The organism is Enterobacter cloacae complex sp. 394F7, assembly GCF_057320385.1.
This window is the reverse complement of the sequence record NZ_JBXWCS010000004.1, coordinates 333,208-350,283: the sequence shown is the minus strand read 5'-3', so window position 1 is coordinate 350,283 and position 17,076 is coordinate 333,208. Positions and strand designations below refer to the sequence as shown.

Sequence of the window (17,076 nt, the reverse complement as noted above, 5' to 3'; positions counted from 1 at the left end):
TGAAGCGAGATCTATGAGTTTAAAGCTGCGTAAAATCGTTTTAATTCCAGGGTTTATGCTGAATGAAATGCTTTGGCATGAATTTGAAACATACCTCCCGTCAAACTGTATTGTTCATCATGCAGCTGTAACTGAAGGACGAACCATTCATGATGTAGTGCAGCATTTGATTACTCTTCTGCCTGAGAAGTTTTCTTTGATAGGTTTTTCGATGGGAGGGTATATTGCCCGGCAACTGGCAGCAGAATTCCCTGAACGTGTAGAGTCCTTAGTGCTTATTGCCAGTTCCTTACGGGAAGATACGCCGTTAGAGGCTGAAGCAAAGCGGAAAAGCGTGCAGTCATTGTCCCCCACAACGTTTAAGGGGCTGAGCAGACATGCTATTGCCCGGTCACTCCACCCTCTAAACACATCAAATCAGGATATGATTTCAGCTATCCAGAAAATGGGATGCTCTCTGGGATTTGAAGCCTTCATCACGCAATCATCCTTGTCCAGGCAAGGTATACCTTCTGCAACGATACGTTGTCCAACACTGGTTATCGCCAGTGAAGATGATGCCATCCGTTCGATGAAGGAGGCAGAAGAATTGGTCGAAGCCATACCTTATGCGTCGTTAAGAATTATTCTGGATTGCGGCCATATGATTCCGCTCGAACAGCCCAGGGAGTTGGCAAGAACTATTGTTGAATGGATCCCGGCTACGTAAATTATTGGGGGGTTATCCGGCAAATATCCTGACTTACTTCATCAGGGTATGTAGCGCAACAGCCCATATTTCACTCCTCCCTCCAGGGAACAGGCTCACCAATAAAGGTGTGCGTACAGCATCGGCAAGTCACCTCTACATCCCTGGCACTAATCGATGGGTTAACCTGTTGTAAAACGCCATTCTCATCAACAAACAGGCCCGGATAAAAGCTGCTATCGCCAATACAGACTAAATCCCTTTGCTGATGCTCATGCATCGCGACTAACCAGAACACAGGCTCGGTAGTATCAAGACGTCCACAAACTTCACTGAAAACGTCATCCCACCGCTTGCCAATCTGTTTGAGCAAAAAGTAAAACAATGGCGTGTAGTCACGTCCTCGCTTTTGTCCACTGTGCATGGTTTCACGTGTTACCAGCAGCTCATCCCCGGATTTTTTACGATTACGTTCCCAGCGATACTCAGCGCCAGGGTTGTTAGAATAGTGTCGTGTCGTCGTGTTGACGCTACGATACAATTTACGTGACTTGTGCTGTTGATGAGCCCGCATAGCCAGATCTATCCCTCTTTCAGAACCAATAATCCCTGTCTGACGAAGACAAAAGCCCCCTATAAGCAAAGGAAAGCTATAACTCCATTCCCATGATCTTTAATACACTCCGCTGCGACGCTGTTTCGAAAACCGTATCCTTGATAAACCGCATCCCCTGCTTTTCATAAAATCGCCGGGCACGTTCATTCTGTTCAAGCACCTCGAGCCACAGAAATTTTTTGCCATGACTGCGGGTAAGTTCGATGACGCTGCTAAACATGCTCTGACCGTAGTGATTACTCGTCTTGGTCGGATCAAGATAGAGTTTGTTAAGAAGCACACCGCTGATGTCGGTATCAGGGATTGTGGCTTCCCATGTCAGTTTCATAAAGCCAATCGGTTGATCAAGGTCCGCCACATACCAGCTTGTTCCGCTGTCTCTCAGACTCTGTTCTATCGCTGCAACGGAATATTCGGATTCCAGAAAATCGTTTAGCTCTGATTCCGACTTCCACAGATGCTTAAAGTGCGCGGGATAGATGCAATAGCCCAGTTCACTGAGTAATACTGAATCTGCTGATGTTGCTTGTCGTAAAAGTAACGTCACAGGATGCTCCCTTGCCCGGTAATATACATTCCCCCCGCTCACACCGCCGATTTCGGCCGTAGATTTTCATCAAACGTCAGTCGTTTGCGTCCCGGCTCTTCTTCGCGCAGCGGCTCCACCTGATGCATCGTCAGCTTACAGCGCTCCACCAGCACCTGATACTCGCGCGTGCCCTGCTTCTTCCAGGCCAGTTCCTGTTCGCTCAGCTCACGAATCGCTTTCGCCGGACTGCCGATAATCAAATGGTTAGCGGGCATCTCGGCTTTCGCCTTCACAAACGCCGCCGCGCCGACGATGCTGTTCTCACCGATAATCGCGCCATCCATCACCACCGCGTTCATCCCTACCAGGGCGTTGCGGCGGATAATACAGCCGTGCAGAATGGCGCTGTGGCCGATATGGCCGTCCTCTTCCACCACCGTATCCTGCTCCGGGAAGCCGTGCATCACGCAGTTATCCTGAATGTTCGCGCCATCTTTCACCACGATACGGCCAAAGTCGCCGCGCAAGCTGGCATTGGGGCCGACATACACGCCTTTGCCCAGGATCACATCGCCAATGAGCACCGCTGTCGGGTGGACATAGCTCTCGTCTGGCACCACCGGCGTCAGACCGTCAATTTGATAAACAGGCATCCTCACTCCTTATGCGGTCGCAAGACCACCAAAGCGTTGATAATAAAGCGTGCCGGGCACGGGCAGTTCACCCACCGAGGTTTCGCCTTTCTCGCTGACAAACGCCAGCGCTCCCGGTGCCACACGCTGATAGATGTTGATGCAAAGCTGTCGTGCGCTTTGACCCGCCCAGTGCGCAGGCAGTAGCTCCTCTGGTAGCAGCGGGTCTTTCAGCACCACGCGACGATAAAAGTGGATCAGTAACAGCTGGATGTGGAAGCAACGCTCCGGCGTAAGCTCTTCCGGCGTTGCCTCTTTCAGCAGCGGCAGCAGCGGACGGAACGACTGAATAAACGTCTCGTACATCGCGTTCTGTTCGGTCAGCTGCCAGCACTCCTCAACGCGGGAACGCAGCGCCGCGCGGGAAAGTGCCAGCGGTGAATGGGCTTCGAAGAAGATGACATTTTCCGCCACGCCCGCGTCATGAAGCAGCGACTGCACATCCGCCAGATGCTGCGAGGGCGAAGCCATCAGGCTGGGCGCCAGCGTGCCAAACCCTTGCCAGATTAGCTGTTTTTTCACATCGGCAAGCGTGGTTTTATCGAGGCCTTCGGAGAGCAGCAGCAGCCATTTACCATCCCAGGCGGGCAACTCCGCGCGGTAGATCTTATTCTCCGCCCTGCGGGTTAAACGCAGCCCTTTGTCGCTCAGGCGGTAATAGCTGCGACGCCCGATGCGGGAGACATCCAGCCAGCCCTCTTTATTGAGGCGAAACAGCGCGGTTCGCACAAAGCGTTCGCCAAAGCCCATCCCTTCAAGCAACGCGGCCAGGCTGCCAAGCCAGATCTCGCCGCCGCGATGGGAAAGCGCGTCACCGTATAATGAAGAGATTAGCGACGTCCCGCTGATGGGAACCGAACTGACCGCATGCTGAATAAAGGCGTCGAGTTTCATGTGATTCATTCTGTTGGTGTTTTTGTCCTGGATGAATCATAGCATACGAATCCTGGATAGACCCTCACACTAACTCTCTCCCAAAGGGTTGAGGGATCCCCATAAAATAATGCCTGCACGGAGGACCCCCTCTCCCTTGAGGGAGAGGGCTGGGGTGAGGGGGAACATATGGCTGTAGAGGTAATTCCGTTCACTTTATGTTCCTTGCTACTCTGTAACGGCATGACTTGTGAACGTGCCAGGGCGGCTCAGTCGCCACCGCCCTGGCGACCCGGGCTCCCGGCGGTAAATCGCCGCTTCGCGGTGCCCTCGGCTTATTCCTTCCGGCTTATCGGGGACGGCCGGATGTAACGTCCCTGTAAAGCCGCCCTCTCGGCGCATCCCTGCGCCTCGCCCCGGCCTGCAGGAAACGCCTCAGCGATTTACAGCCGGACCAGGGCGTCGCTGTAAGTCATTCATTTTCCTGAAGCAACATCATCGCTTTCGGTAAAAAATTACTGGGGATCCCTCAGCCCAAAGGGAGAGGGAACGTAGAATGAGGATAATTCAACCGTTGGCCGCCACTTTACGCAGGTCAAACACCCGGCAGGCTTTCCCCTCCGAGCGCGGGATGCTGCCGCAGTTGACGATCATGACGTCCGTGGAAATCCCGACCATCGATTTAATGCGATGACGCAGCTGATGGCAGACCTGACAGCGCTGTTCGTGGGTCAGCGAAAGACTGCTCTCTTTCAGCTCCACTTTTACAGAAAGTGAATCAAGATGGCCCCGACGGTTCACCTCCAGCTGGTAATGCGGAGAGAGATGCTCAAATTTCACAATCTCCTCTTCCAGCTGCGACGGGAAGACGTTCACACCGCGGATAATGAGCATGTCATCGCTGCGACCGCTGATCCTGTCCATGCGGCGCATGGTGCGGGCGGTACCCGGCAGCAGACGGGTCAGGTCGCGGGTGCGATAGCGGATCACCGGCAGCGCCTCTTTGGTCAGCGTGGTGAACAGCAGTTCGCCCTGCTCGCCGTCATTAAGCGGGGTGCCGTCGTTCGGATTGACGATCTCCGGGTAGAAGTGATCTTCCCAGATGGTCGGGCCGTCGGCGGTTTCGAGACACTCCATCGCCACGCCCGGCCCCATCACTTCCGAAAGGCCGTAGATATCCAGCGCCGTAATGCCTAATCGTTTTTCGATCTCATGACGCATCGCCTGGGTCCACGGCTCGGCACCGAACACGCCCACGCGCAGGGAGCAGGCGCTGGCATCGCCGCCCATCTGGCGCTCCAGTTCTTCAATCAGGTTGAGGCAGTAGGAAGGCGTCACCATGATCATATCCGGCTTAAAATCGCGGATCAGCTGCGCCTGCTTCTCGGTCTGGCCGCCGGACATCGGGATCACCGTGGCCCCTAAACGCTCGGCACCGTAGTGAGCGCCCAGCCCGCCGGTAAACAGACCATAACCATAGGCCACATGGATTTTGTCCTTCGCGCTGCCCCCGGCGGCACGCAGGGAGCGGGCCACCAGATTGGCCCAGTTGTCAATGTCGCCCTGGGTATAGCCCACGACGGTCGGTTTCCCGGTTGTGCCGGAGGAGGCATGAATACGCACCACCTGCTCCATCGGTACGGCGAAGGTATCGAACGGATAGTTATCGCGCAGATCCTGCTTGGTGGTACACGGGAACTTGCGAATATCGGCCAGTTCGCGGAAATCGTCAGGGTGAACGCCCGCGGCATCAAACTTACGTTTGTACATCGGCACGTTGTTATAGGCGTGGTTCAGCGTCCATTTCAGACGTTGGGTCTGCAACGCCTGTAATTCGTCAATGGACGCGGTTTCGATCGGATCAAGCTTTGTTGTATTTATCATCGCAGGGTACTCACATTATTGTTCGCTCAAACACGCTCAAGGATCATGGCAATGCCCTGACCCACACCGATGCACATCGTACACAGCGCGTAGCGCCCGTGGCGTCGATGCAATTCATTGCTCGCGGCCAGCACCAGCCTGGCACCGCTCATTCCCAGCGGATGGCCTAACGCAATGGCCCCTCCGTTCGGATTGACGTGTGCGGCATCGTCCGGCAAACCCAGCTGACGCAGCACGCCCAGCGCCTGCGAGGCGAAGGCTTCGTTCAGCTCAATCACATCCATCTCGTTAATACTGAGCCCCGCTCGCTCCAGCACTTTACGGGTGGCGGGCACCGGCCCTAGCCCCATCAGACGTGGCTCCACGCCTGCGGTGGCCATGGCCACAATCCGCGTGCGCGGCACAAGCCCCTGTGCGAGCGCCATCTGCTCGCTGGCGATAATCAGTGCAGCGGCGCCATCGTTCACCCCAGAGGCGTTACCTGCGGTAACGACGCCATTTTTGCGAAACGGCGCTTTCAGGGCGGCAAGTTGCGCCAGCGTGGTGTCGGCGCGCGGGTGCTCATCAACAGAGACCTCCGTAACGGTCCCTTTTTTCCCCGGCACCAGCACCGGCACGATCTCCTGCGCCAGAATGCCGTTTTGCTGCGCCCGGGCGGTACGCTGCTGGCTGCGCAGCGCGAACGCATCCTGATCGGCACGGCTGATATTTAACAATTCAGCTACATTCTCTGCCGTTTCCGGCATGCTGTCAGTTCCGAACGTCTGATGCATGAGCGGATTCACAAATCGCCAGCCAAGGGTGGTATCGAAGATCTCCGCCTGGCGCTGAAACGCCGCAGTGGCTTTCGCCATCACAAACGGCGCGCGGGACATTGACTCCACGCCACCGGCAATCAGCAGATCGCCATCACCGGATTTTATGGCGCGTGCAGCAAAGCCAACCGCATCCAGCCCCGAGCCGCACAGGCGGTTGATCGTCGTGCCAGAGACGGTCTGCGGCAGCCCGGCCAGCAGCGACGCCATACGCGCCACGTTGCGGTTGTCTTCCCCCGCCTGGTTGGCGCAGCCGAAGATCACATCATCAATCCGCTCCGGGTCGAGCTGCGAATAGCGCTCCAGCAAGGCACGCAGCGGTATGGCGCCCAGATCGTCCGCGCGTACCGCGGATAACGCCCCGCCGTACCGCCCCACCGGGGTTCGCACCCCATCACAAATAAATGCGTCACGCATCAGGCTTCTCCTGTCACATTGCCGCCGATGCGGTGGGATTTTCCGCGAAAGAGAGCGACGGTTTTCTGTTGTTGGTTCTGAATTTCGATGTCATATACGCCGGTCAGTTTGCCCTGATGCTTAACCCGCGCGGTGGCGGTCAGCTTGTCTCCGACAAAGCCCGGTCGAAGGAAATCGATTGTGCAACCAGAGGCCACCGCCGCCAGCCCCTGGCTGTTGCAGGCGTAGGCAAACGCGGTGTCGGCCAGCGAGAAGAGCTGTCCGCCGTGGCAGGTTTTATGGCCGTTAAGCATCTGCGGGGTGATGGTCATGGTCACCACTGCGTAACCTTCGTCCATGTCGATAATGTCCATCCCCATTGCCTGCGCGCAGGCATCCTGTTCGTACATGGTGCGGGCGTTATGCCAGGCGTTATGACTCATAGCTACTCTCCAGAAGCGCACGCTGGCGCAGCAGTGAACAGGGGCGATAACGTTCTTCACCGTAATGACGCTGCAGGTTTTCCAGCAGCGTTAACAGACGTTGCCAGCCCAGCCGCTCGCCCCAGGCAATCGGCCCGGACGGGTAGTTCACGCCCAGACGCATGGCAGTATCGATATCTTTTTCGCTGGCGACCCCTTTTTGCAACGCATCCAGCGCTTCGTTGGCAATCATCGCCACCGTGCGCCAGACCAGCAGGCCAGGGTAATCGGCAATCTGCACCACCCGCTTTCCCTGCTGTTGCAGGTAGCGGATGACTTTTTGCGTCGCGGTATGCGGGTTGCTGGCCGCCGACGCAATCACCGCCACGTCGCGCTCAATGCGATCAACCACCACCACCGGGCAGTTGAGGCGCAGCGCCAGCGCCTGAGCGGTTTCGCCCTGCGTTTCAATCAGCAACACATCATCGATTTCCGTGACACCGTCACGTTTTCGTTCAACCCGCATTGGGCTAAAGCTGTCGTTGACCGCGTCGAGCCATGGCACCTGTGGCGATTCGCCTCGCCAGTCGTAAACGCCCTTCCCGCTTTTTTTGCCCAGTCGCCCCGCCAGCACCAGCTCCTGCTGCACCAGTGAAGGGAGAAAACGCCGCTCCTGCCAGAATGCGTTAAACACCGAACAGGTCACGGCGAAGTTAACGTCCTGCCCAATCAGATCGGTCAGTTCCAGCGGCCCCATCGGGAAACCGCCGCCTTCGCGCAGGGCAGCATCAATGACTTCAGGAGCTGCAACCTGTTCCTCCAGCGCGCGCCAGGCTTCGGAATAGAAGGGACGCGCCACGCGATTTACGATGAAGCCCGGCGTCGACTGGCAGCGCACCGGCTGTTTCCCCCAGTTCAGCGCCAGCTCGCACAGCGCGTCGGCCACTTCCGGCGAGGTCGCCAGCCCGCTAACCACCTCCACCAGCTTCATCACCGGTGCCGGGTTAAAGAAATGCAGGCCTGCCACTCGCTCTGGATGACGGATATCCGCCGCAATCGCCGTGATCGAGATAGAAGATGTGTTGCTGGTAAGCAGGGTCTGCGGCGGGCAGATCTCCGCCAGTTCGGCAAACAGCGCTTTTTTCACCTCAAGGCGCTCGGAGGCGGCTTCTATCACCAGGTCCGCCGCGGTTAGCGCACTGATATCCGTGACCGGAGTCAGCCGGGCGAGGATCTGCCCACAGGTCTCCTCAGTGAGTTTGCCCCGCGTCACCCGGGAGGCCAGGCGCTGGCGAATGCCGTCAATGGCGCGGGAAATGGCGTCTGAGGCAATGTCGTACATCATCACCTGATGCCCATGGCTTGCCGCGACTTCGGCTATTCCGGCGCCCATCGTGCCGCTTCCAATGACGGCGACAGTACGAATGTTCAGCATCTTACTTCCCCGTAAAATTCGGTGCGCGCTTCGCCAGAAAGGCGCTCACGCCTTCGCGGTAATCGTCGCTGCGTCCGGCCAGCCGTTGATAATCGCGCTCCAGGTCAAGCTGTGCGTCCAGGGTGTTGGTTTCCGCGGTGTTAATCGCCTGTTTGATCAGCCCCAGCCCAAAGGTGGGCTGCGAGGCAAAATGCAGCGCCAGCTGCTGCGCCGTGCTGGAGAGCTGGTCGTCATCCACCACCTGCCAGATCATTCCCCAGGCGTGCGCCTGTTCGGCACTCAGTTTGTCGCCAAGCAGCGCCAGCCCCATGGCGCGGGCACGTCCGGCCACGCGCGGCAGGAACCAGGTTCCGCCGCAGTCCGGGACTAACCCCAGCTTGCTGAAGGCCATCACAAAGGTGGCGGAGCGCGCGGCAATCACCATGTCGCACCCCAGCGCCAGCGTGGCCCCTGCTCCTGCCGCCACGCCGTTGACCGCGCAAATCACCGGTTTTGGCAGCGCAGCCAGACGACGCACCAGCGGGTTATAAAAGGTCTCGACGGACATCCCCAGATCCGGCGCAGGACCGTTCGGGTCGACGTTACGGTCGTTCAGATCCTGCCCGGCACAGAAGCCGCGCCCTGCACCGGTGATCAGCAGACAGCGGATCGTCTCATCGCGCTCGGCCTGCTTCAGGCATTCTGCAAGCTGCTGGTGCATCACATCGTTAAAGCTGTTCAGACGCTCCGGACAGTTCAGCGTCAGGGTCATTACGCCATGCTCTACATGACTGAGAATAAATTCCACAATTAGCGTCCTTTAAAGTCGGGAGTACGTTTCTGTAAGAAGGCGTCGATGCCTTCTCGCCTGTCTTCCGTGGCCGAGAGCAGCGTGAACAGTTGACGCTCCTGGGCCAGACCCGCCTGCAGTGGCACCTCCTGCGACTGGCGCAGCGCCTGTTTAGCCGCCTGTAGCGCCAGCGGCGAGTGGCGCGCCATCAGCGCTGCCTGTTTCAGGGCGTATTCCAGCGTCAGCGAGGCCGGGAAAACGTCGCTGACCAGACCGGCACGCTGGGCCTGCTGCGCCGTAATGCTTTCCCCGGTCAGTACCATTTTGCTGGCGAGCGATTTACCCACGCAGCGGATCAGGCGCTGCGTGCCGCCCGCACCGGGCATGATCCCAAGCGTAATTTCTGGCAGACCGAAGCGGGCGTTGTCACCGGCAATCACTACGTCGCACAGCAGGGCCAGCTCGCAGCCAGCCCCGAGTGCAAAACCGTTCACGGCGGCAATCAGCGGCTTATTGAAGGCATCTATCCGCTTCCACAGCTGGGGACGACTATCGTTCAGGGTGGCAGGCAGATCTTTTTCTGCCATTTCGTTGAGATCGGCTCCGGCCGCAAAGCAGCGCTCGCTGCCGTAAATCACACAGGCAGAGAGAGTGTTATCGCTTGCCGCCGCCTCCAGCTGTTCTGCAAGCTGTGTCAGCAGCGCATTGTTAAGGGCGTTGCGTGCCGCTGGCCGGTTGAGCGTGAGTTGCAGCACGCGGTCATAACGGGTGACCAGAAGTTCGCTCATGCGATCCCCTTAGCGTCAAAGTCGACGACCACGTCGGCGGTTAGCGGCAACGCCTGACAGCTCAGCACATACCCGGCGGCCAGTTCGTCCGGCTCCAGGCTGTAGTTGGTCGCCATGTCCACCTTGCCGCGCAGCACTTTGCATTTACAGGTGGCGCAGACGCCTCCCTTACAGGCATACGGCAGATCCGCCCCCTGGCGCAGGGCGGCATCAAGAATGCTCTCGTCGTCCGCCGTGAGGACGATCTCGCGGTCACGTCCGTCCTGGCGCACGATCACCTTCTGGCCTTCCGCCTGCACGCTCACCGCACGCTTAACGGCCGTGCCCGGCGTATTGAACCGCTCAAGGTGAATGGATTTTTCGGCCATTCCCAGCGCTTTTAAGGTCGCTTCAGCCTCGTCCATCATCGCGGCCGGGCCGCAGATAAAGGCCTCGTCGTACTGGCGGAAGTTGATCAGCGTTTTTGCCAGCGCCTGCAGCTTTTCACCGTCGATACGGCCGTAAAGCAGGTCGCTGTCCAGCCGCTCCTGGCTGAAGATGGCAACCAGCTGCAACCGCTGCGGGTATTTATCCTTCAGGTCCGCCAGCGCCTGACGGAACATCATGCTCTGGCTGCTGCGGTTGCCGTAGATCAGGGTGAAGTGGCTGTTCGGTTCGGCGGCCAGCGTGGCGGATAAAATCGCCAACATCGGGGTGATGCCGGAGCCTGCGGCAATCGCCAGATAGTGACCTTCCCGTTCAGGCTGTGGCTGATAGCCAAAATGCCCCTGGGGAACCATCACCTCCAGCGTCATGCCCGGTTTGATCTCATCCCGGGCGTAACGAGAGAAACGTCCACCTTCAATGGCTTTAACCGCGACGCTGATCTCCCCCGGCGCGCTACTCCGGCAGATGGAGTAACAGCGGCGCAGTTCGTCTGCACCCAGTCTGGTTTTCAGGGTCAGGTGTTGGCCGGGACGAAAGCGGTAAGCCTCCTGCAACGCCTGCGGAACCGCGAAGGTGATGGTCACCGCATCGCGGGTTTCGGGTTCTACTTTTGCCACTGTTAATGAATGAAACGTTGTCATGGCAACCTCAAATACATTTGAAATAGTCGAAGGGTTCGCGGCAGGTATTACAGCGATACAGCGCCTTACAGGCCGTAGAACCAAACTCACTGATAAGCGAGGTGTCGGTGCTGGCGCAGCGCGGGCAGCTCACCTCAGCGGGAACGTGGGCATGACAGCTGTGCCCCACGGGTGGGCTGATGCCATACGCGCGCAGACGTTCACGCGCATCGGCGGTCATCCAGTCGGTCGTCCAGGCGGGTTCCAGCTGCAGCACAATGTGCACCGGCGTATAACCGTGCGCCGTCAGGGTGTCGCGGATGGCGCCAAGCAGGTGTTCCGTCGCCGGGCAGCCTGAATAGGTTGGCGTAAAGCCAATCACCCAGCCTTCGCCCTGCGCGGTGACGCTACGCACCATGCCTAAATCGGTGATGGTGAGCACCGGCACTTCCGGGTCCGGGATCTGGCTTAACAGGGACCAGATGTGCGGAACCTGTGGGGGGGCGATGTCGACAAGACGTTGCATGGCGTTCTCCATTACCACTGCTGACCGGGATACGCGCGCTGGAGATACTGCATCTCTGCCAGCATCGGGCCCAGATGCTCGGTATGCAGCCCGCGTTTTCCGCCGGTACGATAGGCCGTCTCATCGGGCACGCGCAGGGTGGCTTCCCGCAGTCCGGCAAACACTTCGTGTTCCCACGGCTGGCGCAGGGTGCGCGGATCAACCGCAACGCCGGACTCAATCAGTTCAAGCTCAACGTCATCCGCCTCGAACAACTCGGCCGTAAAGCGCCACAGGTTGTCGATGGCCTGCTGCATTTTTTGCGACGAGATTTCGGTGCCGTCTCCCAGGCGCACCAGCCAGCCGCGGCTAAAGCGCAGGTGGTAACGCGCCTCTTTAATCGCCTTGGCGGCGATGGCGGCAAGCTGGCTGTCGCTGCTGTGGATCAGCCGCTCGTAGAGGGCAACATTCCACGCGTCCATCAGGTACTGGCGGGCGATCGTGTCGGCGAAGTTGCCGTTCGGCTGTTCTGCCAACAGTAAATTGTGAAACTGACGCTCATCGCGGCCGAAGGCCAGGGTGTCTTCATCGCCCTGACCTTCCCGCTCTGCCGCGCAGGCGAGGAAGTTGCGCGCCTGCCCCAGCAGATCGAGACCGATGTTGGCGAGCGCAAGGTCGATTTCCAGCTCCGGCGCGTGTCCGCACCAGGCTCCCAGGCGCTGCGAGAGCACCAGACCGTTGTCGCCCAGACGCAGGGCATATGCAGATACTGTTTTCATCCCTGACCTCACATATGCTCGATGCCATCAGGGATGGTGTAAAACGTCGGGTGGCGATAGACCTTGCTTTCCGCCGGGTCGAAGAACTCGCCGCTCTCTTCCGGCTGAGAGGCAACGATCTCGCTCGCCTTCACCACCCAGATCGAGCAACCTTCGCTGCGGCGAGTATAGGCGTCCCGCGCGTTTTCCAGCGCCATGCGATCGTCAGCGGCATGCAGACTGCCAACATGGCGGTGGGATAACCCTTGTTTGCTGCGTACGAACACTTCGTACAGCGGCCAGTAGACATTGCTCATCGTGATTTCCTCTTATGCGGCCTGACGGGCGCGTTGTTTTTCTGCGTGCGCCAGTGCGCCTTCACGCACCCACTCCCCCTCTTCCCAGGCTTTGCGCTTGGCGGCCAGGCGTTCGTGGTTGCAGATCCCGCGTCCGTTGATCACCTCGTCAAACTCCTGCCAGTCAATCTCACCGAAGCGGTAGTGGCCGGTTTCCTCGTCAAAGCGCAGGTCGGGATCGGGTACCGTCATCCCCAGCATCTCCACCTGCGGGATGGTGTTGTCGACGAAGCGCTGACGCAGTTCGTCATTGCCAAAGCGTTTAATTTTCCAGGCGAGACTGCGGGCGCTGTTCGGCGAGTTGTCGTCGTTTGGTCCGAACATCATCAGGGCGGGCCACCAGAAACGGTTGATGGCATCCTGCAGCATCTGCCGCTGGGCGTCGCTCCCCTGCGCCAGCGCCATGCAGGCTTCAAACCCCTGACGCTGGTGGAAGCTCTCTTCTTTACAGATTTTCACCATCGCGCGGGCGTACGGCCCGTAAGAGGTCCGGCACAGCGCCACCTGATTGACGATGGCGGCACCGTCCACCAGCCAGCCGATTACACCGATATCGGCCCAACTCAGCGTCGGATAGTTAAAGATGGAGGAGTATTTCATCTTGCCGTCGAGCATTTTTTGGTAGATGTCTTCCCGCGCGCAGCCCAGCGTTTCAGCCGCGCTGTAGAGATAGAGCCCGTGCCCGGCTTCGTCCTGCACTTTCGCCAGCAGGATCGCTTTGCGGCGTAGCGTCGGGGCGCGGGTGATCCAGTTCCCTTCCGGCAGCATGCCGACAATTTCAGAGTGGGCGTGCTGACCAATCTGGCGGATCAACGTCTTGCGATAGGCTTCCGGCATCCAGTCCTGAGGCTCAATCGCCGTCTCCTGCGCTATGCGCTGCTCAAAGCGTTGTTCTTGCGTCACGTCATCACCTTTATGATTCGTTAGTTTGCAACTTAAAGCGTAATTGTGAATCACTTTGTTTTTTAAAAGTTACACAAAGGTTAAATATACCCCCAAGAAATGTTTCCTGATTTTGTGATGTCGCTCGCAGGGCTTTTGCGCAAAGTCCGCCACATCAGGGCTACAACCGCCACACATCTTCCCTTGAGATCACATTGTTAACAATTCATTAAAACTCAGCTTGATTTTTATGATTCATGATCAAACTATTGATAGTGAAATAACGAAACATGTGGAGATAAGAGATGCAGCAGTTAGCCAGTTTCTTGTCCGGTGTCTGGCAGTCTGGCCGGGGCCGCGAACGTACTATTCATCACGCCATCAGCGGTGAAGCGCTCTGGAGCGTGACCAGCGAAGGGCTGGACATGGCGGCGGCACGTCGCTATGCCATTACGCATGGCGGTGAAGCCCTCCACGCCATGACCTTTATCGAACGCGCGGCAATGCTGAAAGCGGTGGCGAAGCACCTGCTCAGCCTGAAAGAGACGTTTTATGCTCTATCAGCCCAGACCGGCGCGACAAAGGGCGACAGCTGGGTAGATATTGAAGGTGGGATTGGCACGCTGTTCACCTATGCCAGTCTGGGGAGCCGTGAATTACCGGACGACACGCTGTGGCCCGAGGACGAACTGATCCCGCTCTCGAAAGAAGGCGGCTTTGCGGCGCGCCATGTGCTGACGTCAAAATCGGGCGTGGCGGTGCATATTAACGCCTTCAACTTCCCCTGCTGGGGAATGCTGGAAAAACTCTCCCCCACGTGGCTTGCCGGGATGCCGGCGATCATCAAACCCGCTACCGCCACCGCGCAGGTGACGCAGGCGATGGTGAAAGCGATCGTGGAGAGCGGTCTGGTGCCGGACGGCGCCATCAGCCTGATCTGCGGCGGTGCGGGCGATCTGCTGGACCATCTCGACAGCCAGGATGTGGTGACGTTTACCGGCTCCGCCAGCACCGGCCAGACCCTGCGTGTTCACCCGAATATTGTGGCAAACGCGATCCCGTTCACCATGGAAGCCGACTCCCTGAACTGCTGCGTGCTGGGAGAAGACGTGACGCCGGAACAGCCCGAGTTCGCCCTGTTCATTCGCGAGATTGTACGTGAGATGACCGCCAAGGCCGGACAGAAATGTACCGCCATCCGCCGCATTATCGTGCCGCAACACCAGATTGACGCGGTAAGTCAGGCGCTGATCGCCCGGCTGGAAAAGGTGGTGGTGGGCGACCCGGCGCAGGAAGGCGTGAAAATGGGTTCCCTGGTCAATAGCGAACAGCGTGCGGACGTGCAGGAGAAGGTGGATCAGCTTGTGGCCGCAGGCTGCCAGGTTCGCCTGGGCGGAAAAGCCGACCTGCAGGCCGCCGGAGCGTTTTACCCGCCAACCCTGCTCTTTTGCCCGCAGCCGGATGAAACCCCGGCGGTGCACGCCACCGAAGCGTTCGGCCCGGTGGCGACTCTCATGCCATATCGCCACGCAGACCATGCGATGCAGCTTGCCCGCGCGGGCGGCGGTAGCCTGGCCGGGACGCTGGTCACGGCGGATCCCGCGCTGGCCCGCCAGTTCATTTCTGGTGCAGCGCGGGCACACGGTCGCATTCAGATCCTCAACGAAGAGTCAGCAAAAGAGTCTACCGGCCACGGTTCTCCGCTTCCGCAGCTTGTGCACGGCGGTCCCGGACGTGCAGGCGGCGGCGAGGAGCTGGGTGGCCTGCGTGCGGTCAAACACTATATGCAGCGCACCGCCATTCAGGGCAGCCCGACCATGCTGGCTGCCATCGGCAAACAGTGGGTACGCGGCGCGACGGTGCATGAAGATCGCGTTCATCCGTTCCGCAAATACTTCGAGGAATTGCAGCCGGGCGACAGCCTGCTGACGCCGCGCCGAACCCTGACGGAAGCCGATATCGTTAACTTTGCCTGCCTGAGCGGGGATCATTTCTATGCTCACATGGACAAAATTGGCGCAGCGGAGTCGATCTTTGGCGAGCGGGTGGTACACGGTTACTTCCTGATTTCCGCTGCCGCCGGGCTGTTTGTTGATGCAGGTGTGGGGCCAGTAATTGCCAACTACGGCATGGAAAACCTGCGCTTTATCGAGCCGGTGAAACCGGGCGATACCATTCAGGTGCGGCTGACCTGCAAACGTAAAACCCTGAAGAAACAGCGTACGGCGGATGAAAAACCCACCGGCGTGGTCGAATGGGCGGTTGAGATTTTCAATCAGCACCAGCAGGCGGTAGCGCTGTACTCCATTCTGACGCTGGTGGCTCGCCAGCAGGGTGATTTTTAAGGCTGTTACCCGTGCGGGTTTAATCAGTTAATCACACTAAAAAAGAGGGGAAAACACGGACTGGATGGCTTTGGGTAACACATCATCCAGTCCGCATAGCCTGGCTAATTTACATCCAGAAACATTAAGAAAATTGACCACATACTTAGCATGGTTATTATCCCTTGCGGGAATTTTCCCCCAACTAAATTACATGGATGATGAGTAGACTATGGCAATTCCTGTATATCTTTTCTTAACTGACGACGGCGGTGCAAAAATCACCGGCTCGGTAGATGTTCATGATCGTGAAGGGAGCATAGAAGTTACTGGCTTTACGCATAACCTCCGGCTGCCAACAGATGCTTTAACGGGAAAAATCACTGGTAAACGTAACCATGCCCCCATCGTTTTTCAAAAGGAGATTGATTCCTCTTCCCCTTATCTGATGAAAGCTGTTGCGACTGGGCAAACACTAAAAACGGCGGAATTCAAATGGTATCGCATAAACGATGCCGGACAGGAAGTGGAATATTACAATATGCATCTCGATAATATTCGCGTCGTTTCCGTTACGCCCTTAATGCATGACACGAAGGATCAAACGAAAGAAAAACACAATCATCTTGAAGTTGTGGAACTGCGCTACGACAAGATTACCTGGACGTATTGCGACGGTAATTTGCGTTTCGCAGATAGCTGGGCAGAGCGTTAATTATGCGTTATGGATAAGAGCAGGAATAGATTATGCGCGACGGTCGGGTTTTTAACTGGCGAGTCGGGGTGATGGTTTTCATTCTCCTGGGCTTCATCTTGTACCCTTTTCGCGATCTTTTCACCGTGTATGAAAACCTGCAGGGAAAAATGAAGGTTAATGAGCAATTAAATTTGTATATCACGCGGGTAGAGGCAAGTTCATTATCCAAAGATACGTTTCACTTTTATCTCTATGATGCGAGAAAAAGCCCCGAAGCGTTTATGTCTCATATTAAGGACATTAAGCCTGTTATGGTCACCAATGATGATAAAGCCACCGCGACCGTAAAAGACTGTGAAATTTATCTCCACGTTCGTGGCAATGTTTACTCGTTCAACACGGTTGGGTACGACGTACATATACATCTCGATAGATCACCCTACTGATCATCAACGCTATTTACCGGGGATGTGATTTACCCCCGCACTTTTTTAACCTGGCAAGACTGACAAATAACCTGGCAGATGCAGGCAAACGCTTTTTTCACGCGCCTGTCAGGATAAGACTCACAACACAATAAACACAACAAGATGAGGTCTAC

At 57.4% G+C, this 17,076-nt stretch carries 19 protein-coding genes; 4 read left to right on the top strand and 15 right to left on the bottom strand.

What is annotated here, in order from left to right:
- The first annotated feature begins 13 nt into the window (after positions 1-13).
- Positions 14-709: an alpha/beta fold hydrolase gene (locus tag AC2FAK_RS08645; RefSeq protein WP_095454747.1), complete on the top strand. Its 696-nt coding sequence runs from the start codon at positions 14-16 to the stop codon at positions 707-709.
- Between the two features lie 70 nt (positions 710-779).
- On the opposite strand, the gene AC2FAK_RS08640 is transcribed toward AC2FAK_RS08645, so the two are convergent.
- The 15 genes from AC2FAK_RS08640 to paaA all read right to left on the bottom strand — a co-directional run bounded on the left by AC2FAK_RS08640 (position 780) and on the right by paaA (position 13,475).
- Positions 780-1,262, bottom strand: a complete 483-nt coding sequence (locus AC2FAK_RS08640; protein ID WP_062934394.1) for a hypothetical protein — start codon at positions 1,260-1,262, stop codon at positions 780-782.
- Positions 1,263-1,338: 76 nt separating this feature from the next.
- Complete coding sequence (locus tag AC2FAK_RS08635; RefSeq protein WP_047351739.1) at positions 1,339-1,851, bottom strand: GNAT family N-acetyltransferase; 513 nt, start codon at positions 1,849-1,851, stop codon at positions 1,339-1,341.
- 38 nt (positions 1,852-1,889) lie between these two features.
- Positions 1,890-2,486: a phenylacetic acid degradation protein PaaY gene (paaY, locus tag AC2FAK_RS08630; RefSeq protein WP_047351738.1), complete on the bottom strand. Its 597-nt coding sequence runs from the start codon at positions 2,484-2,486 to the stop codon at positions 1,890-1,892.
- 9 nt (positions 2,487-2,495) lie between these two features.
- The gene (paaX, locus tag AC2FAK_RS08625; RefSeq protein ID WP_029883661.1) at positions 2,496-3,428 is read right to left on the bottom strand and encodes a phenylacetic acid degradation operon negative regulatory protein PaaX; all 933 of its coding nucleotides are present in this window, start codon (positions 3,426-3,428) and stop codon (positions 2,496-2,498) included.
- A gap of 537 nt (positions 3,429-3,965) precedes the next feature.
- A complete protein-coding gene (gene paaK, locus AC2FAK_RS08620; RefSeq protein WP_023621640.1) occupies positions 3,966-5,282 on the bottom strand; it encodes a phenylacetate--CoA ligase PaaK in 1,317 nt (438 codons plus the stop codon).
- 26 nt (positions 5,283-5,308) lie between these two features.
- Positions 5,309-6,514 carry a 3-oxoadipyl-CoA thiolase gene (gene pcaF / locus AC2FAK_RS08615; RefSeq protein ID WP_095454748.1) on the bottom strand — a complete coding sequence of 402 codons (1,206 nt, stop codon included), beginning with the start codon at positions 6,512-6,514 and terminating at the stop codon, positions 5,309-5,311.
- The gene (gene paaI / locus AC2FAK_RS08610; protein ID WP_013096754.1) at positions 6,514-6,936 is read right to left on the bottom strand and encodes a hydroxyphenylacetyl-CoA thioesterase PaaI; all 423 of its coding nucleotides are present in this window, start codon (positions 6,934-6,936) and stop codon (positions 6,514-6,516) included. The genes pcaF and paaI overlap by 1 nt, the downstream gene beginning before the upstream one ends.
- Positions 6,926-8,350, bottom strand: coding sequence for a 3-hydroxyacyl-CoA dehydrogenase PaaH (paaH, locus tag AC2FAK_RS08605; protein ID WP_095454749.1), 1,425 nt, complete (start codon positions 8,348-8,350; stop codon positions 6,926-6,928). The genes paaI and paaH overlap by 11 nt, the downstream gene beginning before the upstream one ends.
- Position 8,351: 1 nt before the next feature.
- Positions 8,352-9,140 (bottom strand): 2-(1,2-epoxy-1,2-dihydrophenyl)acetyl-CoA isomerase PaaG, encoded by a 789-nt coding sequence (paaG, locus tag AC2FAK_RS08600; RefSeq protein ID WP_095454750.1) that lies wholly within the window; start codon positions 9,138-9,140, stop codon positions 8,352-8,354.
- Positions 9,140-9,907, bottom strand: a complete 768-nt coding sequence (gene paaF / locus AC2FAK_RS08595) for a 2,3-dehydroadipyl-CoA hydratase PaaF (RefSeq protein WP_013096757.1) — start codon at positions 9,905-9,907, stop codon at positions 9,140-9,142. Before paaF ends, paaG begins: the two co-directional genes overlap by 1 nt.
- Positions 9,904-10,974, bottom strand: a complete 1,071-nt coding sequence (paaE, locus tag AC2FAK_RS08590; protein WP_095454751.1) for a 1,2-phenylacetyl-CoA epoxidase subunit PaaE — start codon at positions 10,972-10,974, stop codon at positions 9,904-9,906. Before paaE ends, paaF begins: the two co-directional genes overlap by 4 nt.
- A 7-nt stretch (positions 10,975-10,981) precedes the next feature.
- Positions 10,982-11,479, bottom strand: a complete 498-nt coding sequence (paaD, locus tag AC2FAK_RS08585; protein ID WP_013096759.1) for a 1,2-phenylacetyl-CoA epoxidase subunit PaaD — start codon at positions 11,477-11,479, stop codon at positions 10,982-10,984.
- 11 nt (positions 11,480-11,490) lie between these two features.
- Positions 11,491-12,237: a 1,2-phenylacetyl-CoA epoxidase subunit PaaC gene (gene paaC, locus AC2FAK_RS08580; RefSeq protein ID WP_023621630.1), complete on the bottom strand. Its 747-nt coding sequence runs from the start codon at positions 12,235-12,237 to the stop codon at positions 11,491-11,493.
- Positions 12,238-12,245: 8 nt separating this feature from the next.
- On the bottom strand, positions 12,246-12,533 hold the full coding sequence (gene paaB / locus AC2FAK_RS08575) for a 1,2-phenylacetyl-CoA epoxidase subunit PaaB (RefSeq protein ID WP_003857353.1): 288 nt from the start codon (positions 12,531-12,533) through the stop codon (positions 12,246-12,248).
- 12 nt (positions 12,534-12,545) lie between these two features.
- The gene (paaA, locus tag AC2FAK_RS08570) at positions 12,546-13,475 is read right to left on the bottom strand and encodes a 1,2-phenylacetyl-CoA epoxidase subunit PaaA (protein ID WP_094084503.1); all 930 of its coding nucleotides are present in this window, start codon (positions 13,473-13,475) and stop codon (positions 12,546-12,548) included.
- A gap of 284 nt (positions 13,476-13,759) precedes the next feature.
- On the opposite strand from paaA, the gene paaZ reads away from it, so the two are divergent.
- The 3 genes from paaZ to AC2FAK_RS08555 all read left to right on the top strand — a co-directional run bounded on the left by paaZ (position 13,760) and on the right by AC2FAK_RS08555 (position 16,921).
- On the top strand, positions 13,760-15,799 hold the full coding sequence (gene paaZ / locus AC2FAK_RS08565; RefSeq protein WP_095454752.1) for a phenylacetic acid degradation bifunctional protein PaaZ: 2,040 nt from the start codon (positions 13,760-13,762) through the stop codon (positions 15,797-15,799).
- A 211-nt stretch (positions 15,800-16,010) separates the two neighbouring features.
- Positions 16,011-16,493: an Hcp family type VI secretion system effector gene (locus AC2FAK_RS08560; RefSeq protein WP_013096763.1), complete on the top strand. Its 483-nt coding sequence runs from the start codon at positions 16,011-16,013 to the stop codon at positions 16,491-16,493.
- 32 nt (positions 16,494-16,525) lie between these two features.
- Positions 16,526-16,921 carry a hypothetical protein gene (locus AC2FAK_RS08555; protein ID WP_095454753.1) on the top strand — a complete coding sequence of 132 codons (396 nt, stop codon included), beginning with the start codon at positions 16,526-16,528 and terminating at the stop codon, positions 16,919-16,921.
- The last annotated feature ends 155 nt before the right edge of the window (positions 16,922-17,076 follow it).